This is a genomic window from Pandoraea iniqua (assembly GCF_902459685.1).
Classification (GTDB): Bacteria; Pseudomonadota; Gammaproteobacteria; order Burkholderiales; family Burkholderiaceae; genus Pandoraea; species Pandoraea iniqua.
Genome location: NZ_CABPSF010000011.1, coordinates 95660 through 112438 on the forward strand (window position 1 = coordinate 95660; position 16779 = coordinate 112438).

The 16779-nt window shown below is 55.7% G+C and carries 6 protein-coding genes; 2 read left to right on the forward strand and 4 right to left on the reverse strand.

What is annotated here, in order from left to right; genetic code table 11:
* Positions 1–60: 60 nt before the first annotated feature.
* On the forward strand, positions 61–1161 hold the full coding sequence (locus tag PIN31009_RS26430) for a porin (protein ID WP_150740608.1): 1101 nt from the start codon (positions 61–63) through the stop codon (positions 1159–1161).
* 57 nt (positions 1162–1218) lie between these two features.
* Here the strand turns inward: PIN31009_RS26430 and PIN31009_RS26435 are convergent, their stop codons facing one another.
* The 4 genes from PIN31009_RS26435 to PIN31009_RS26450 all read right to left on the reverse strand — a co-directional run bounded on the left by PIN31009_RS26435 (position 1219) and on the right by PIN31009_RS26450 (position 14502).
* Positions 1219–3588 (reverse strand): CoA transferase, encoded by a 2370-nt coding sequence (locus tag PIN31009_RS26435; RefSeq protein WP_150740607.1) that lies wholly within the window; start codon positions 3586–3588, stop codon positions 1219–1221.
* A gap of 783 nt (positions 3589–4371) precedes the next feature.
* Positions 4372–9324 carry an autotransporter outer membrane beta-barrel domain-containing protein gene (locus PIN31009_RS26440; RefSeq protein ID WP_150740606.1) on the reverse strand — a complete coding sequence of 1651 codons (4953 nt, stop codon included), beginning with the start codon at positions 9322–9324 and terminating at the stop codon, positions 4372–4374.
* Positions 9325–11615: 2291 nt separating this feature from the next.
* Positions 11616–12998, reverse strand: coding sequence for a hypothetical protein (locus PIN31009_RS26445; protein ID WP_150740605.1), 1383 nt, complete (start codon positions 12996–12998; stop codon positions 11616–11618).
* Between the two features lie 103 nt (positions 12999–13101).
* On the reverse strand, positions 13102–14502 hold the full coding sequence (locus PIN31009_RS26450) for a hypothetical protein (RefSeq protein ID WP_150740604.1): 1401 nt from the start codon (positions 14500–14502) through the stop codon (positions 13102–13104).
* Positions 14503–15637: 1135 nt separating this feature from the next.
* Here PIN31009_RS26450 and PIN31009_RS26455 point away from each other — a divergent pair.
* Positions 15638–16746, forward strand: a protein-coding gene (locus tag PIN31009_RS26455; RefSeq protein ID WP_150740603.1) for an IS3 family transposase whose coding sequence is annotated in 2 segments (ribosomal slippage) — positions 15638–15887 and positions 15887–16746 — 1110 coding nt in all. Because the reading frame shifts where the segments join, the coding sequence is not laid out codon by codon here.
* Positions 16747–16779: the final 33 nt, after the last annotated feature.

The following is a 16779-nucleotide window of genomic DNA, read 5'->3' on the forward strand; positions in this document are numbered from 1 at the left end:
TTGCATTCGACGGTTCGCAGCCGAGCGGAGACTCGGACGAAAGGCGGGCGCCCCAGACCTATGGCGACGCTATGCGCCCTAACCGCTATTGCCGCCGCATTTTTCTCGAGCGCGAAATCTGCGATTGCGCAGTCGGCACTCGTGATGTATGGGGTTGTGGACACGGGGGTGCGATACGTGGAGGGAACGTCCTCCACGACGAGAATCTCGACTTGGTCTGTCACTCCAGGTGGGGCTGCGCAGAGTTTGATTGGCCTACACGGCCAAGAGAATCTTGGCCAAGGCGCCAAGGCATATCTTCGCCTGGAAAATCGCTTCTTTGGCCATTCTGGCGCGCTAGACCCGAGCCATCCGTACTTCAGCACAGCGCTACTCGGAATGGAATCTGATCGATTCGGCCGCCTGACGCTTGGGCGCCAGACGAATCCTCAAGCTGACGCGGCCGTCCGAGCATTCGCGAGCAACCCTTGGCTACCCACGTTCTATCTATTTCGACCAGAAGCGACAATGGCTGCCGGGGCTTGGACGGACAATATGCTGAAGTACACCGCGGGCGTTGCCAACCTTACCTTCCAAGCATCTCAAGCCTTCGGCAATCAACCCGGACACATGTCATACGGAAGCCAAAGCTCAATGTCTCTCACCTATGCGATCGATCGGTCCTTTGCACTCGCAGCGGCCTACCTGCTAACAAGAGACTCAACCAATGGTTCGCCAGCGAAGACGTGGACTTACGGAGGATCGTACTGGCTCGGCATGACCCGCCTGCACCTCGGAGTCGCTGTCAACCGATTCTCCCAAGGATTCCGGTCATTCGGCCGCTATTCGGAAGCGTCACTTGCCGCACTTGGCATGCTAGATTTGTCTGCTCGCACCATGTATTTCGCAGGCGTCACGCAAATCGTTGGTCGAGCTCACCTCAGCGCCAACTTTTGGCGAACGCTCCAAGATGGAGATATGCCGTCAAAGAATGGCAACGCAACGCAGCTTCAGCTCGTTGCCAATCTGTCATTATCTAAGGGCACGGCATTGTATGGCGAAGTAGACTACGCGAGGTATTCTGGTGGACTGATCGGCGCACAACTTCAAGGGGACACCACGGTGATGCCTCCCGTCACGCGCCAACTAGGCGCTATGGCTGGCATACGACATCGCTTCTGAGGCGAGCCCACTCGGCGCAAAAGCAACGGCCCTCCTGTCGGAGGACCCACCTTCTGCTTATGACGTACTGGCCCCTCGTCTTATCATCCAATCCGGCTCGCCTACCGCCCCCTCGTCCTTCATGCGTGTGATCTCTGCCGGGTCGATACCGAGGAACGCAAGGATCGAGTCGGCATCGGCGCCGGGACGCCCCGAATCACCAGCATGCCCCAAGGGCGCCCCATCAAACTGAAACCAAGTCGGCTCAAGAAGCGTTACCTCCAATCCCTGGCAATCGCTCTGCCTGAAGCTCACGGTGGAACTCGGATGCTCGAGGAACCGCTCCCGCAGCTTGGCGATTGTCTGCACTGGGACCGCTCGAGCACCTTGGCGCTTCGCCTCCGCAATCGCATCATTGACGCTAAGACCAGTCAATTCGGGAAGCGAACCGTTGGCCTCAACGAATATCCAACCGTCTGCTTGTTGAAGCAGTGATGATGCTTGATTAGGTCCAGTGGCTTTGGGTCCGACCGCGCACTCAGGAAGGCCGCTAGACGTCCATTGGAATGGAAACTGAACCAATGAAGCCGCTGAGGCCAAGGATGTTTCCGCCCAATCCCCGCGCTTGCCACCATTGCGCTCGCGAGCCTGCAAAGCCGTCAGTGCCGAAAACGCGCCAAGGTAGCCCGTTAAATAATCGACGCATGATGCAATCCCATGAAGGAGCGGCAATCCGGGTGTCCCAAAACGCGACATGATGCCGGCAATCGCCTGCAGCAGTGGATCGTATCCCGGTCGATCATCGAAGGCGCCAGCGAACTCGCCTTTGAAGGCGCTCACCTGAACGACGACCGTGGCCGGATTGATCGCAGCGACGGCGTCTTGCGTCAGCCCCAGCCGTCGAACCCCCGCATCGGTTTCGTTCATGACGAGAATGTCGGCCCGTTTGATAAGACGGTGAAGCACATCCCGGGCGGAGTCCATCCTCAAATCGAGCAAGATGCTCTGCTTGCCTTGGCTTGCTTCCGCGCCCCAATCCACGGTCACCAGCGGCTGATGATCCGGACGCGTTGTGTCAACCTTGACGACGTGCGCCCCAAGTTCGCCCAATATCCGTCCACAGGCGGGCCCCGCAATGACATTCGCCATATCAAGGACCGTGTATCCGTCCAGCGGCTTAGTTGTATTTCGCTTACTGGCATCACCGCCATTCGATGGTGCCGGCGTCAGAACAGCGTCCAATGATGTCTTTGCAGCACGCAATGGCGGATAGGGGCGCGCAGAGTGAATATTCACGGCACGTCCGAGTTGAGGGCTATTCACGCCAATTGGAGCCACCACCAAACCAGCCTCTTGAGCCCACGAAGCCGTCATCCACTCGTCGAACGTTTCGACAATTCCGAGCGGAACCTCTGCTTGAGCAAACACGGCTTCCCAGTGCTCGGCAGTCTGTGTGGCGAACACCTTCGCCATGTCGTCGGCAAGTGCGATGGAAATATCCGCACGCATCGCTTGAGGAACCGCGAGATTGGTCTGTGCAAACGACACGTTTTCCGGAAAATACGGCGAAACATTGACCACCCCAAGGTCTTTGGCTCGCTCCTCGAGCCCAAGCACCACAAGCATCGCTTGGGCAAGCCGCCGATTGACCGTTGTCACCGGCATCACCAGGCGTCCATCGGACGTGCGATAGCAACCTGCCGTCGGGTTCAGGCGGTTGACGAAACGGAGCATTTCCTCTTCGCTTTCGCGCGCGCGAGGCAGCAGGGATGCCAACTCTTCAGGCAAGCCTAGAAGAGCCGGCGGAACCAGGTGGGGTTTGATCCCACGAACACTCATGGCTAAAACGCCAATGGCGGAGAGGCCGGCAGACAGGCGAGGAATGACAATCGACGCGCCTACTCCTGTGCGCTCCCGTTGGACCAACGCGGCACAGACGGCAGAAACGGCGAGTACACCCGCATATACAGAGCACAGCGGCAGCGGAGTGTAGATGACCTCGCGCCCGAGCAATCGACTAGTCACACCGAGATCCGTGTAGAAACCGGCGAGGGAGTTTAGTAGATCGTCACTCGCGTCATCCGGAACATCGAATGTTTGATCTCCGGGTACAACACTCGTAAATCCCAGTACGATCTGTCGCGACGAAAGCCGAGCGGTCACTGCCCCGTCGAGGATGACCAAGTCCGCGTCGGCCAGTCCGTCCAGTCGCTCAACAGGCAGAAGCGTCTTGCCTCGATCGAGATAACCATCAAGCTCGCTCACCGAACCACCGGGCCGCTCTGCAGCAAAAACTTGAGCCCCTTGATCCGCCAGGAGTTGGCCTGCGAGGCGTCCCGCAAGCGAGCAACTCCGTTGCAACACGCTCAAATGCGCCAATGGCAACGCGGCCCCCTGCACGCAGCTCTGACCATCCGCACGTGCCGCCCCGACTTTTGAATTTTTCATCTACACCTCGTCCCTTCCACCAAATGAGAGATTGACGACGATGGCCTAGCGTTCCTTCAGGACAGGCAACCTAATTGGATAGCGTCCGCAGCGTCGCCGTTGAATTTGCCAACCAGCACCACACTGAGATTAGCGTCGGCCCTCGCGCCGGGAATGTCGAACGCCTCGCCACGCACACCCCGTGATGTGCGCGGCCACGTAAAGCAGCGCTGCAAATATCGCTGCGGCGAGAATGCACTCAAGAAGGTCAAATTCGTAGCCGAACGCGACCAAACTGGTGACGAGGGCGAGCCCAATATTCAAGCTCACCATGCAAGCCGATATCTCAGGAATGATTCGCACAATGCCCCTCCAAGAGCCATCTGAGCACAGACAGCCCAACTCAAAACGCATGCGAATTTGATGGGCCAGAAAACTTGCCTGAAATTGAGCCAACGCCTGTCGGCGGCAACGTGAAACTCAATGGCAAGGACAACCGTCTCTAGAGGAACTACTAAACTCCACGCTGATCATTCCGAGCAGTCGAGTTTGTTTCCGTACACGGCAATCAGAGGCAACCATTCCTAATCATCTCCGTCCAGTTTGTGTTAGCTGCATCCTCCCGGGCACATCGACTCCCTCTGCCCCGTGAACCAGCAAGTTAACCTTAGGTCCTTCAACTCGCGCACCACTCAAAATCAGAAGAACGCCCCAAAATTACCGGGGACGCTCCCGGCATTTTCGGGCGAAGCGGTAGCAGATTTGTGAAGCCGCTCATTAATACAAACATCAATACACACACCATCAGAACTCATAGCGGAGCCCGACCTTCCCACCGACGCCGGAATTACCGTGTCGCCCGGTGCGGACCTGCCCGTTCACCTCAGCGTAGCCCTGGAATCTCGGGCTGAACTGTCCAGTAAGGCCGAGGGCTAGTTGCATTGCACCGCCCACGCCTCCTGTCGAAAGCGGATCCGTGCCGGGCAAATTGACATCCCCCCCGAACATCTGGGTGTATCCCCAACCGATATCGGCGTAAGGTCTGGCGCTCGATGCAACACCCTGTATCGGGTAGCTGACACGCACGCCGGTGGCCGCCGTAATCGAGCGGCTATTGTTGATCCCTACGGCTACGCCATCCGCATCGGTCATATTCCTGAAATTTGCCGTATGGCCAATAAACTGGACGCGCGGCTCGATCATGAGACCGGAAGTTAGCTCGATCTGCCGCCCGCCTTCCAGCGCCATGTCAAGGCCGGTTCCGTAAAGCGTACCAACGTTGCGAGCAAGGCTTTTCACCGTGGTCCGGTAAAATGTCCCCCCCAACACCGCATCGGCATACCAGCCCTCCTGCGACATCCAGGTGGCCGTCAATGCGAGCGTCTGGGCCTGTACCGACAGATCACTGCTATTGTCCGCGGTGGTTCGCGGGGTCGCATGGGCCGAACCAATCGTAGCAGCAACGCCGACCCGGAATGCATCGCCTCCCGATGTCGTGTAACGCAGGAAATTCCCGCCAAACTGCATCGCTTGCGTTTGCTGATCAAAGCCGTAGCCATATTTTTGGAAGGGGAGGTTCGGCGTATAGCTCCCTGTGTCGCCAAATACACGTGCAAAGGCTTCGCCACCCACAACCGACGAACCGTTTGCACCGTGTCGAATATCGCCTAACCGAGAATGGAGCCCGTCCATCACCGTCGCCGCGTAACGCTGCAACACGAGCGGCGCGACCAAATAAGCACTCGCTTGCGGCACCAGCAGCGGCCGGCTCGGTACGACGGGGTCGTCTTTGGGTTGTCCCGGCGTCACATTACCCCCTGGATCTTCGTAAGCCGTCTGAAGACGATAGTCCCAGGTGTTGTCGCCGTTATTAGGCATAACACTCTGCGTCGGATCGGCTGCCCCCCACTTCGAACCCGGGCCGTAAGCAAAAAGCCGGTACTGATAGGCACTGTTGGCGCCCACAACATAGTTCGTGTCGAGTTGGAAAGAATTTGCGGCTGCAGTACCCCCGACCTGCACAAGCGAAATCCCTTCGTCACCATGCGCTTTGTTGTCGTTGCGCGTATTGGAATTCCCGCCCGAACCCGTCGTCGTCATATGCAATTTCGTGGTGCCAGTCGCATCCCCTGTGACGATCATTCGGTCGGTATGCTGGTTGCTCATGCTCCCGCCGAGATTGAGCTCAGTACGCATGGCCAGTGTGCCGCCACCAGTGTAGTCACCGGCTACCGAAAGCGTTTGATACCCTCCACCGGGCGCCCCCCCTCCGAAGTTGACAGTTCCAAGATTGGTGAGGCTGTTGACCATCGAGTCGCCAGTCATATTCCACTGGCTCGCTGCGTCGGTGATCGCCATGTTGAACGTGCTGCCTGCGTCCGCTGCAACCGCTCCGGTATAGGTACTACCGGGATCCAAGCTCAGATTCACCGTGCTGCCTGAGCCACGCGTGAAACTACCGGTGTACGCGCTGCCGTTGTTCAGGTTCAGATTCAGCGTGGTTCCGGCATCTGCCATCACGGTGCCGTTGAGCGTTGAGCCGTTTGTTGTCAGCGTGCCGTTTCCGGCGGTCACATGGTAGAGCGCAGAGCCTGCACCGGTATTCACCGCCGTGTTGTTCAGCGTAACGTTCGTGTTGCCGTCGGAAACAATCCCGTCGCCAGCGCTATTGATGGTGCCGTTCGTAAAGCTCACGCTACTGTTATTGTGGGCTGCCACCGCGGCAACGCCGGCCGACGTGCTGTTGACGGTCGCAGGCCCCATATCGAGCGTGCCAGCGTTGGCGATTACCCCCGACATCCGGCTCGCGCCCGAGAACGCCAGCCGGCCATCGCCCTCTTTTGTGAATACAAAGTCAGTGCCATTGCTACCATGCACGCTACTCCAAGTCGTATCTGCACCGGCGTCGACGATGACGGCGCCATCCTTACGCAGCTCGATGTCGCGTTGTGAGGTGAAACTCCCCGCCACTTCGAGCTTCCCGCCATTGAGGACCACCTCACGCGCAACGCTCGTATCGCCCAGGTTCTGATCCGCGCTGATCTTTAGAATACCGCCGTTGATGCGCGTGTTACCGACATACTCGTTGTCGCCGGTCAGCTCCAGCGTTCCATCTCCATCCTTGAGTACAAAAACGCCCTTACCGTTCGGCGACGCGGTACCGCTTCCGATTTGATAACCGATGGTCTCGGTATTACCGGTGCCAATGTCGTAGTGGACATTGTCATCAGCGCCAATGACACCGCCCTTGGCGGCATTCGTTCCCTGGTCTATCGTGATGCGAGGCCAATTGGTGGCGTTGGTCTCATTCGGCGTACCAGCCTCCGACAGATCCAGCCAACCGCCGTCCAACGTGAACGTTTTGGTAAATGTTCCGGGTGTGACATTCTGCAACGCCAGCACACCGCCCTGAATATCCGTAGCGCCGGTGTAATTGAACGCATTGCTGCCAGACAGCGTGAGCGTGCCGCTGTTCGTCTTGACAAGGTCGCCAGTGCCGTTGATCGAACCAGAGAATGTGCCACTGTTGGTGCCGTCGACTGTCAGCGATTTAGCACCGATATTGATAGTGCCGTCCCCCGTTATCATGCCAACAGTGAAGCCGGTGCCTGAGACCGTTTGAGCATCCAACGTGCCAGACGTACCGACGTTGATCGTATGACCGCTGGCATTAGCAGCACCGGTTGCCGACAATTGTCCGCCCTGAATGTCCGTAATGCCGGTGTGGTCGAACGAGTGGGCGCCGCCCAGCGTCAGCGTGGCGGTTCCATTTTTTATCAGTTGACCGTCTCCGTCGATCGTCCCGCTAAAGGCCGAATCGGTGGTGCTGTTGTTGACGTTCAGATTTCCGCCTAGATGGATCGTGCCATCGCCCGCAGTATTGCTGGTAATGCCGCCGAGTTCGAATGTGCCAACGGATGCATCGACGTTGAGCGTCGCTCCCGGGGCGGCAAAATCGAATTGCTTTCCCGCCGCCGAAGTTGCCGCGTCGCTGACCCCCAGCGTGGCAGTATCAGCGATATGCACCCCGCCGCCGAACGCAAATGCGTCGCCCCCCGTCAGTGTCAGCGTACCTGTGCCGGAACGAGTGACGTCACCCGATCCATCGATTTTCCCTGCGTAGGTGGTGCTGGCCGAACCGTTGACGATCAAACCATGCGAACCTAGTTCCATGGTTCCGCCCTTTCCCTCAAGCGAATCGATCGTAAGACTCGGTGCATTGATCCGCGAAATATCAATCGTTCCGTAGTCGTCGATCCGGAACTTTGTATCTATCGCTGCCGCATCGTTCAGGTACTGAACGCTCCCTTCTTGTGCCGGGGTACCTCGCGCCCATATCCCAACACCACTAGTTCCGCCTCCGGCGCCTTGGAAGATAACGGCGCCTCCATTCTCCGCTAGAATTCCCCATGATTCAGCCCCCAGAGTCATCGATGCGCCGTCGAACAGCGCACCGCTGAATGTTGCCGTACTGCTCACGCCGGTTACCCGAATCGCTGCAGCGTCTTTGCCGCTGACATCGAATGTAGGCAAGACACTGCCAGGCAAAAATGTCTGCTGAGCACCGTTTGCAAGCGTCAAGCCGTACGCTCCATCGGCCGTCGTCTTCAGCGTGGTCGCTGCATCGAAATTCAACGTGTTGCCAGCCCCGTCAACATATACGGCATCTTTGCCGCCGTCGCCGGTCGATATTGTTGAATTGACCGTCGTCAAAGTGCCACTCCCCGATACGTTCACGCCCTCGCCTTGGTCGGCAGAAACACGTGTATTGGTGAGTGTAAGACTAGCGCTGCCCATGACATGGACACCGTCGGAATTGGAGCCATGCGTAGCAATGTTCCCGTCAGCCCATGCGACATTGGCATCAGTACCGGCGAGCAGCCCCAGCGAGCTCTCCCCTTTTGTCTCAATGCTGGACGACGTATCCGCGGTCAGCGTGCTCTTATTGCCATAGAAAACCACGCCAATCGAATTGTCTCCTGCAGTCGCAACTCTGAGATTGGTGAATGAAAAGTTATACCCCATAAGGCGTCCAACATTCACGCCGTAAGCGTAACTGCGATCCGTACTGATGGTACTGTTAGAAATAGTCAGCGAGGCGTTTCCTTCTCTTGCCAAAATACCCGCATTGACTGAATCGTAATCCCCGCCGGCATTCGTACCGTGAACGGAAATATCTGCGCTATCGATAGTGGCCGCTGCGCCATTCCCCATCTTTATCCCACTAGCACCATAACCGCTCACAATGACAGAGTTGCGCCGCCCATTGCTCACCGTCATATTCAGCTCGCTACCACCATCGACATATATCCCGTGCGCAGCATTTCCGTTTCCGTCATCATCACCTGATGTAACAACCGACACGTTATTTAGTTCCGCCTTCGATCCTGAGCCGGACAAGAAAACGCCGACTGCAGCATTTCCTCTAGTCGTAATGACATTGTTGTCGGGGGCGGCGTAAACGTTGCCGTCCGTGACAACAAAACCATGGTGACCATCGTCGGTTGTCACGATGGTATCGGCCGACGACAAATCTGTATTCGTCACGGTGTCAGCGTAGTCCACCGCATACGCTGCACTGCTCATAGCGGCAAATGCAACAACACCTCCGGCCGCTGCAACCCGGCCCCACCCCCCGCCACTCTTAGCAAGCTCAGAGGCCACCACAGTTCGACCGGTATTTTTGTCTTTCGTGAGACGATATATTCTGTTCATAAGAAAATCCGTTGAACGAGCACTTTTTTCACCATAAATCAAGCGGCGCTCCTCCACGTTTTCAAAACCGCCTTTTACGTTTGATCAGAACGCAGAGATCTCGATTTCCGCCTCTTTCAGCTTGAGCTAGTATGTCGAAGCCAGTGCATGAGGCGACGGCTGCTCGAAAAGCAGGTGACGGATTTTGGGGCAGGCCGGCCAATTCACGCCATGTAGCAAAGCGCACGGCGTGCTATATGCGATGGAGCATCGCCCATAGAAATCAACGCTTGAGTGCGAACTGCGGCCCGATTGGTCCGAAACATGACGAAAGGGCCCGCGTACGCTTTGGATCGCGGCGGCCCTGCATCCCCCCTCCCCGCGCGGGTCGATGGGAGCCCTTCGCGCGGTTGTGGGTTCTGGCCTCCGTTTAGACGAGCACTGCTGCACGCCGCCCAGGTCGGCGAGGTCAACCTTCGCTGCCGGACAGCTGTACAATTGATCCGTCACGACCTCGTACGGCGCCAGTGCCACGCGCTGCACGCGCTTGACGAAACGCTTGGCAGCGGCCTTGTCGCGCGGCTTTTGCTGCAGGATGTCCGATTCCGCGCCGAGCTTTTCGACGGCACACCCCGATGGCTCTCGTACATTTCACGCGTCGCACTATCTTCCGGCCGCAGCTTTGTCGATAAGCGTAAATTCAGCCCCCCACAAATTCCCAGCTAAACGAGCGCAAAGCCTGCGTCCGCAACTGCATCGCGCCGATGCAACCGGTGATATGCAACGAAGTTGACTTCGTTGCGCTCCGGGCGACTGCCGTGTCAGGTGGAAACCGAGGTCCGTCGTGCACCGATACGCTTTGCTCGCCGTTACGCGGCAACGGATTATTCTCGTGCGACGTCAAACGCTAGTAAACTGCAAATATCAGCATCCGGCGCGTGCCACAGCGGCTCCGTCAGCATGTCCAGCGATAGGCAGGGATAGCCACCACAAGCTCCGCACGTGAGCATTAAGCTGTGGGCTGTAGCGCTCGCTTTCGAGAGGGGTAGTGCCTGTCCGGGCAGGCCGGTAGGTGTAACAGTCGGCGCTTGAGCCGTCCATAGAGACCAGCAACGATAGCCGCAGCCGCCAGTCGCATAGCCCGGAGTCCAGGGCAAATGTTGCGTCGGGAGCCCTGAAGGGCGATAGGATGCTAGCTAAGCTAGCACAGCAGTACGAAGACAATCCAATCTGGACCACTTGCGCATACGAAGGCTCGGTTGCACGAGCGCGAGGCGGAAGTATTCGAGACGGGCATAGTGGACTTCAGCCGTTCGCCCGAGGACCTCATGGTGCTCCACGCGAAGATCTGACAGCAGACGCCAGGGAACGATTATTTGGAACGCGCGCTCGGCAAGGCGGGGCATTAGGCACAAGGCAATGTTTGACCGAAACCACGCACTACCCGTCGTGCAGCAGGCGCCGCCTGATGCGAATTACCCATTCGAGCGTCAATTAGAATCGCGGCCAGCCAACGAAACGGGCCTAAAACTGACGCACCACATCGGCAAACCTCATCTCGAGCCCCCTCCTCGATCGCTGGAGCAGCGCGCCTGCCGGGTCGCGTGGCATGGCAGAGGAGCGCCGGCACTTGGGTACGCTGCTGAAGCGTTTGGGCATCGAGGCGCTGAACCGCAAGCCGAACACGAACCGTAGCGACGAGCAGCACAGAATCGGGCAAGCGCCGCTGAGGTGATGACACTCGACCGACCAATCAAGCGCGAGCGCCCGGCACCGGCCACACCTCGCTAGCTCGAGGTTTTGTGTACCCGACGCGACACTGGCCTGAGATAGCCGAACGGTACTGGCCCACCCGGTGGTGATCACAATGGAAGTAATCCATGCCGCGGAAGCGCTTGACGAGGCCTGCACAAAATTCAGCAGACACAATGCTCCAGCGCGGGAGGACCTCCTCCATTCCGTACACTAGCGCGTCGTCAACATCCTAGCGGTCGTGATAGCAGCGATCGTCTGCACTCGCGCGGTGACCCAGCAAAGGCTCCGCACTCGCCGCCGCAGCGCTCCGCGTGCGCTCTCGCGATTGAATCCACGTATGTGGCTGGTTCACGGTCCGCTGGCCTTCGTCGCGAATCCGACAATCGATACTCGCGGTTGATGGTAAGCATCAATCAGCTTGGGCTCATGGTCAGCGCCAAGCTTCCGCTTCCCGCTGCTGTCACGCTAATCAGCCATAACGCAATGACGTCAACTCCCCTCCCCCCTTTATCACTTGCGTCCGCAAGTCGTTACCGCGGACGCAAGCGTGGACTCGTTCAATTGCGAATTCTAGGCGTGCATAAATTCGCGCTCGCTCCTTATGTATTGATCTCCAAGCGTGGCATCATCTTGCGCGAATGCTCCACCTCTTTGCCAGAACGTTCGACAACGTAATAGGCATCCAATGTCCCCACACCGGAGGCTCGCGCAGACGAATAGCCGTAGAGCAACTCGGCCGGGATCAGGCAGGTCTGGCTAACACTCGCATCATCAACTACTACCTCCCCCGTTGCTTGCCCAACATGAGACCTGGAACTATTTGGATAGTATGTATTGTTCATGTAACAAATCAGCGTGATCTTGTCGCCCTTTTTTATATCAGCGTATTTTGGGATCGTGAACTCAACTCCACCGTCTTTCGAGAGCACCTGATCGTTGACCGTCTGTATGGCCAACGTGGTCGGATATGGAGCACCTAATGTCCCGTCCGACGGAGGATAATTATCCGTGCTGCCTTCTGCTGTACACGATTCGATCGACCCCGTCACACCATCGGCGCTCATCCAATAATATGTATTGGACTCCCCTCCCGTCAGAAAATATGCCTTAGGAATACCGACTGTTCCGGCGATCAAGTCCCTCATCTCAACGACCGGGGATGCCATCTCATTATTTACTACTACAACCACTTTTGTTGTTTGTGGAATCGAAATCTGCGCCGGGTCAACCGATACCCCCACTTGCGTACCAGGTAGATCATCGAGATATAAAACGTCGTCTCGCACTCCATCAAAGATCAAGGGGCTTTGCCTACCACCTTCGGGGTCACGATCCAAAAACACCAATTCTTGAGTTGCAGCGCTGTCTCTCGAGCCGTAACCAGCTTTCACTGAGACAATCCCCGCAGAGATCGCTGCAGCAAACTTCGCACCCGCGACTCCGCTACTACCGGTGTTCAGGAAATACGATTTTACTGGAAGCTGATCATCATACGACATCTCCTGGCCGGAAAGCGTGAGAACTGCGATGTTACCGGAAGGTTCGATAGCAACTGAGAAATTCTTCGTTACGCCCCCTCCCGACGTTGGCTGCACGTATCCAACAATGTTGTATTCGTCAACATTATATTTATTTGGATCACCAGCCACATACGCCCACGATTTTCCCAAAACTATCGTACCCATAGCCACGTCTGCAACGGTAAATTTTCCGCTCGTGGCAAGAACTGTTCCGACATCATCCAAAGCCTGCACCGTAAACTCCTCACCAACATTTAAATCTTTATTTATTATATAAGTCCCCAATGAGGAAATCTTATCATCAACACTTCCACCTGGCGGGTCAAATCTCACCCCCGCGATACTTGCCTTGAATGTCACGTTCCGCGACCCACTTGCCCCTTCCGAATCATAAAAAAAATAGATTCTTGAGTCACCACCAAGTGCCACGGTTCCAAATTTTGGCGAAAAAATCCCGGCCATAGATACCCCCAAAAATTACAACCAATTAATCCGCATAAATTTCTAAAAAACCACACAATATTAAATCAACCAGAACCAACAAAAAACAAATTCCGCCATCGAGTTATGTGTCTATTTTCATCTTAGGACTCATCGGCAATGAATATGCAAAATTAGCACCCGCCCTTGAAACCGTGTAATAGCACTCGAACGTACTTTCACCCACCCCGGACTTTGATCGAGAAAACCCACTCAACTGCAACGAACTGACCTTACAAGGCGGGACGCTGTTCGAGCCGGCACTCACCGTCACAGTTACTTTATCATTATGTGGAGTGTCCGTACCTCCGTAAAAAGCATTTATGTAACAATTAAGCGTTACTTGATCCCCTGACTTCATACCTGCATAATTTGGAATATCGAACTGAATAAAACCATCACCATCAGCCAGAGCCTCCTCATCGATCACCTGCAATGTTGGATCATCGGCCATCGGCCTCTGCAGCGTTCCGTCGGTCGGCGGATGGTTATAGGCGTTGCCTATCACCGTAAAGGAACGCACCGACGAAGCAACTGTTTCCCCCTCTGCCGATGTCCCCATCCAATAAATTGCATTACCTTGCTTTTCAGAAAAAACAGCAGGGGATAGATACAATCCATTTGACAAAGTCCACAAAGTAAAAATATCACCCACCATCTTATTATTCACGATCAATACTGCCCGCATGTTTAAATCCACCCCAGAAATATCAGCCCTATCGACCCAAACGCGAACACCTTGAGGCGACTCTTTGTCGAGATTAAGTTGATCATTGGAGTCCAGATTCAGCTTAGGTGGGGGCAAGGTTCCGGCGTCGGGCTGCTTGCTAATGAACACAACATCCTTTGCGTCAGAGGTGTGCCCTTTTCCAAACCCTGCTTCGATGGAAAAAATTCCAGTACTGTGATGTGCCGCCAAATTAATCTTTGCAACTCCGGGCTCCTCGGTAATTACAAAATAAGAAAAATAATCAAGCTCCGGATCGGGGCGCATCATGTTGAAGTCAGAATCCATCACCGCAAAATTTCCACCACCACGAGGCGTGAAATCAACGATATAATTATCGTAACGATTGTTGACCATCGGATTTTCAAGCGTCAGATGCACTTCTATCGATTGATCCTCAGCCTTATACTCGGACGGCGTATTTGACGTGTATGCCCATCGTCGATTCAACATAACAACAAAATTATTTGGGCTACGGACATCACATCTCGAACTAGTAATGTACGCACCATGTGAATCCGTTGCTGTTACGGTGAAATTCGTCCCTTCTAGATCTTGGGTATTGGTATTTTCAATATTAACCCAGGTGTAAAGTCTTCCCGTACCTGGCTCCGGAAATCCAGAGGGCGGATCAAAAGTTACCCCAGGAACATTCGACTCCCATCGGACTTCATCCTTGCCAGCGTACCCATCAAGAAAAATACGAGTCGTAGAATATGATGCCATTCTAAATTTCATACTCGGAACGATATTTCCCATCTTTATCTCCAAAATCAACCCAACAAAATTAAAAATACCTCACCACCACACTTTTAATTATTAGATTTACGAGCATCACGCTTCGGTGTTTGAAAAATTGTAGATCAATTAATAATCTTCCCAATTGATGGGCATATTGACGAAGAAACGTGCCGCAAGTTGATCGGACCTTTCAGAAACTAGCGCTACGCCTTTCGTTCGATGACTTTCGCGTCTGACGTCTTGGCCTCCCGCTGTTTGGTGCCAGTGACGAAAGCACGAAATCGCGACGCAGTTGAATGCTGGCACGCAAGATGTGAACTGGACGAACGCTTGGGAAGCACTCTGCTTAGTGGCCATTTGGACGTCCATTGTGTGCCTTTGCCTGAACCGAGACATTGGCCGAGGAGACGAAACGGCCGAACTCCCCGCGCAAGTGAGGTCAACTCTTGATCAAGAATGTGTGGCGAACCGCAGGAGGGCCTGCGGCAGCGGCCAGGCCCAAGAAGTTCCAATTCGCAGATCACAATGTATCCTCAATCTTGATGAAGCCGAGTTTTAAGCCTCATCAACGGTTTAGCGCGGCCGGTCTCCGATTGACCAACCTCATTGCACGAGTCAACTACCGCGTTGCAGGGGCTCCGTCCTCGGCGCCGTCGGCTCTGGCTAACGAACTCACCGCCAGAACAGCAATGGCGACGCCAAGCGCCGCTTCATCATTGGGTCAATTGACCAAATTGCTATGGCTGATACTCAGCAGCAGATGATTGTGCCCCGCCCTAACCCATCAGATCTGCTGCACAAGCCGTGGCGAATCAGGCCCAAGGAGATTGAAGCTAAAAAAGGGCTAAACCAGTCTATCCAGACATAGGCCTTCGGGACTTTTGCATTCCAGCAAAAACGTTTGATTTCCAGATGCATTTTCCGCGGATTGGCGTGCTGGAAATGCCCTGAGCTCATCAGCTCCCAGGGCGCAGAGGGAAATTTGCTGCACCACCGGGCCGCTCTGCAGCAAAAACTTGAGCCTGACCTGACGGATTTTTTCGTACCACTGGTGTCTAGAGATTCACGGCCCCGGTGGTTGTGACCTGTCTTGAAAATTTCGTACCAATCAATTCTAGGGATAATGGCTCCTCAGCTCAGATAAGGAGTTGGCATGAAGAAAAGCCGGTATAACGACGAACAGATCGTGCGGATACTGCGCGAAGCGGATCGAGACACAGTGCCTGAAGTGGCCAAGCGCCACGGCGTAAGCGAAGCGTCGATTTACGCCTGGCGCAAGCGCTTCGGCGAGATGGTCAGCGACGACGTCAAGCGCCTCAAAGCGCTTGAGGCCGAGAACGCGCGACTCAAGAAGATGGTGGCCGAGCGCGATCTTGAGATTGAGGTCATGCGGGAGATCGGCGCAAAAAAGTGGTGAGCGCGCAGGTTCGCTGCGGGCAAGCCCGCTTTGCGATGAAGCGTGGCTTGAGCCAACGGCGAGCGTGTGCGCTCATGCAGGTTATCCGATCAAGCTTGAGTTACACGCACAAGATGCCGGGTAAAAACACACCGGTGATCGACACGATGAGGACGTTGTCGGGGCAATTCCCGCGCTTCGGTTCACGCCGCATTCGAGTGTTGCTGGGGCGCGAAGGCATTGTCGTGGGCCGAGATCGATGTGCCGCGCTCTGGGCGCAGGCGGGCCTGCAAGTACCGAAGAAACGATGCAGGCGCCGCGTGGCCGGCAGTCGGCCAAGCCCCCATGCGCCGGCAGCTCGAAACTCGGTGTGGTGTTATGACTTCGTATTCGATGCCTGCGCAAACGGCCAGCAAGTCAAATGCCTGACGGTGGTCGACGAATATACGCGGGAGTGCCTGGCGATTGATGTGGCGGGATCCATTCGCTCAAGCCGAGTCATTGAAGTGCTGAGCCGGTTAATCAGCGTGCATGGCGCACCACGCTATCTTCGGTCAGACAACGGGCCGGAGTTTGTTAGTACAGCGCTTTTGAAATGGGCGGTCCAGGAGCAGATCGAGACGGCGCTGATTGATCCAGGCACGCCTTGGCAGAATGGTACAAACGAGAGCTTCAACGGAAAATTCCGTGATGAATGTTTGGCGATGGAGTGGTTTCGGAACAGGATCGAAGCGAAGATCGTGATCGAAGACTGCCGGACTCATTACAACGAAGTTCGGCCGCACTCGAGTTTGCAGCACCAAACCCCGGCCGAATTTCGTCGGGCAAGCGAATGTAACTCAACCACCGGGGCCGTGAATCTATAGACACCAGTGGTACGAAAAAATCCGTCAGGTCAC

Excerpts from the sequence above, each read along its gene's own strand:
- PIN31009_RS26430 (WP_150740608.1), top strand. The coding sequence starts at position 61 with ATGGCGACGCTATGCGCCCTAACCGCTATTGCCGCCGCATTTTTCTCG.
- PIN31009_RS26435 (WP_150740607.1), bottom strand. The coding sequence starts at position 3,588 with ATGAAAAATTCAAAAGTCGGGGCGGCACGTGCGGATGGTCAGAGCTGC.
- PIN31009_RS26450 (WP_150740604.1), bottom strand. The coding sequence starts at position 14,502 with ATGGGAAATATCGTTCCGAGTATGAAATTTAGAATGGCATCATATTCT.
- PIN31009_RS26445 (WP_150740605.1), bottom strand. The coding sequence starts at position 12,998 with ATGGCCGGGATTTTTTCGCCAAAATTTGGAACCGTGGCACTTGGTGGT.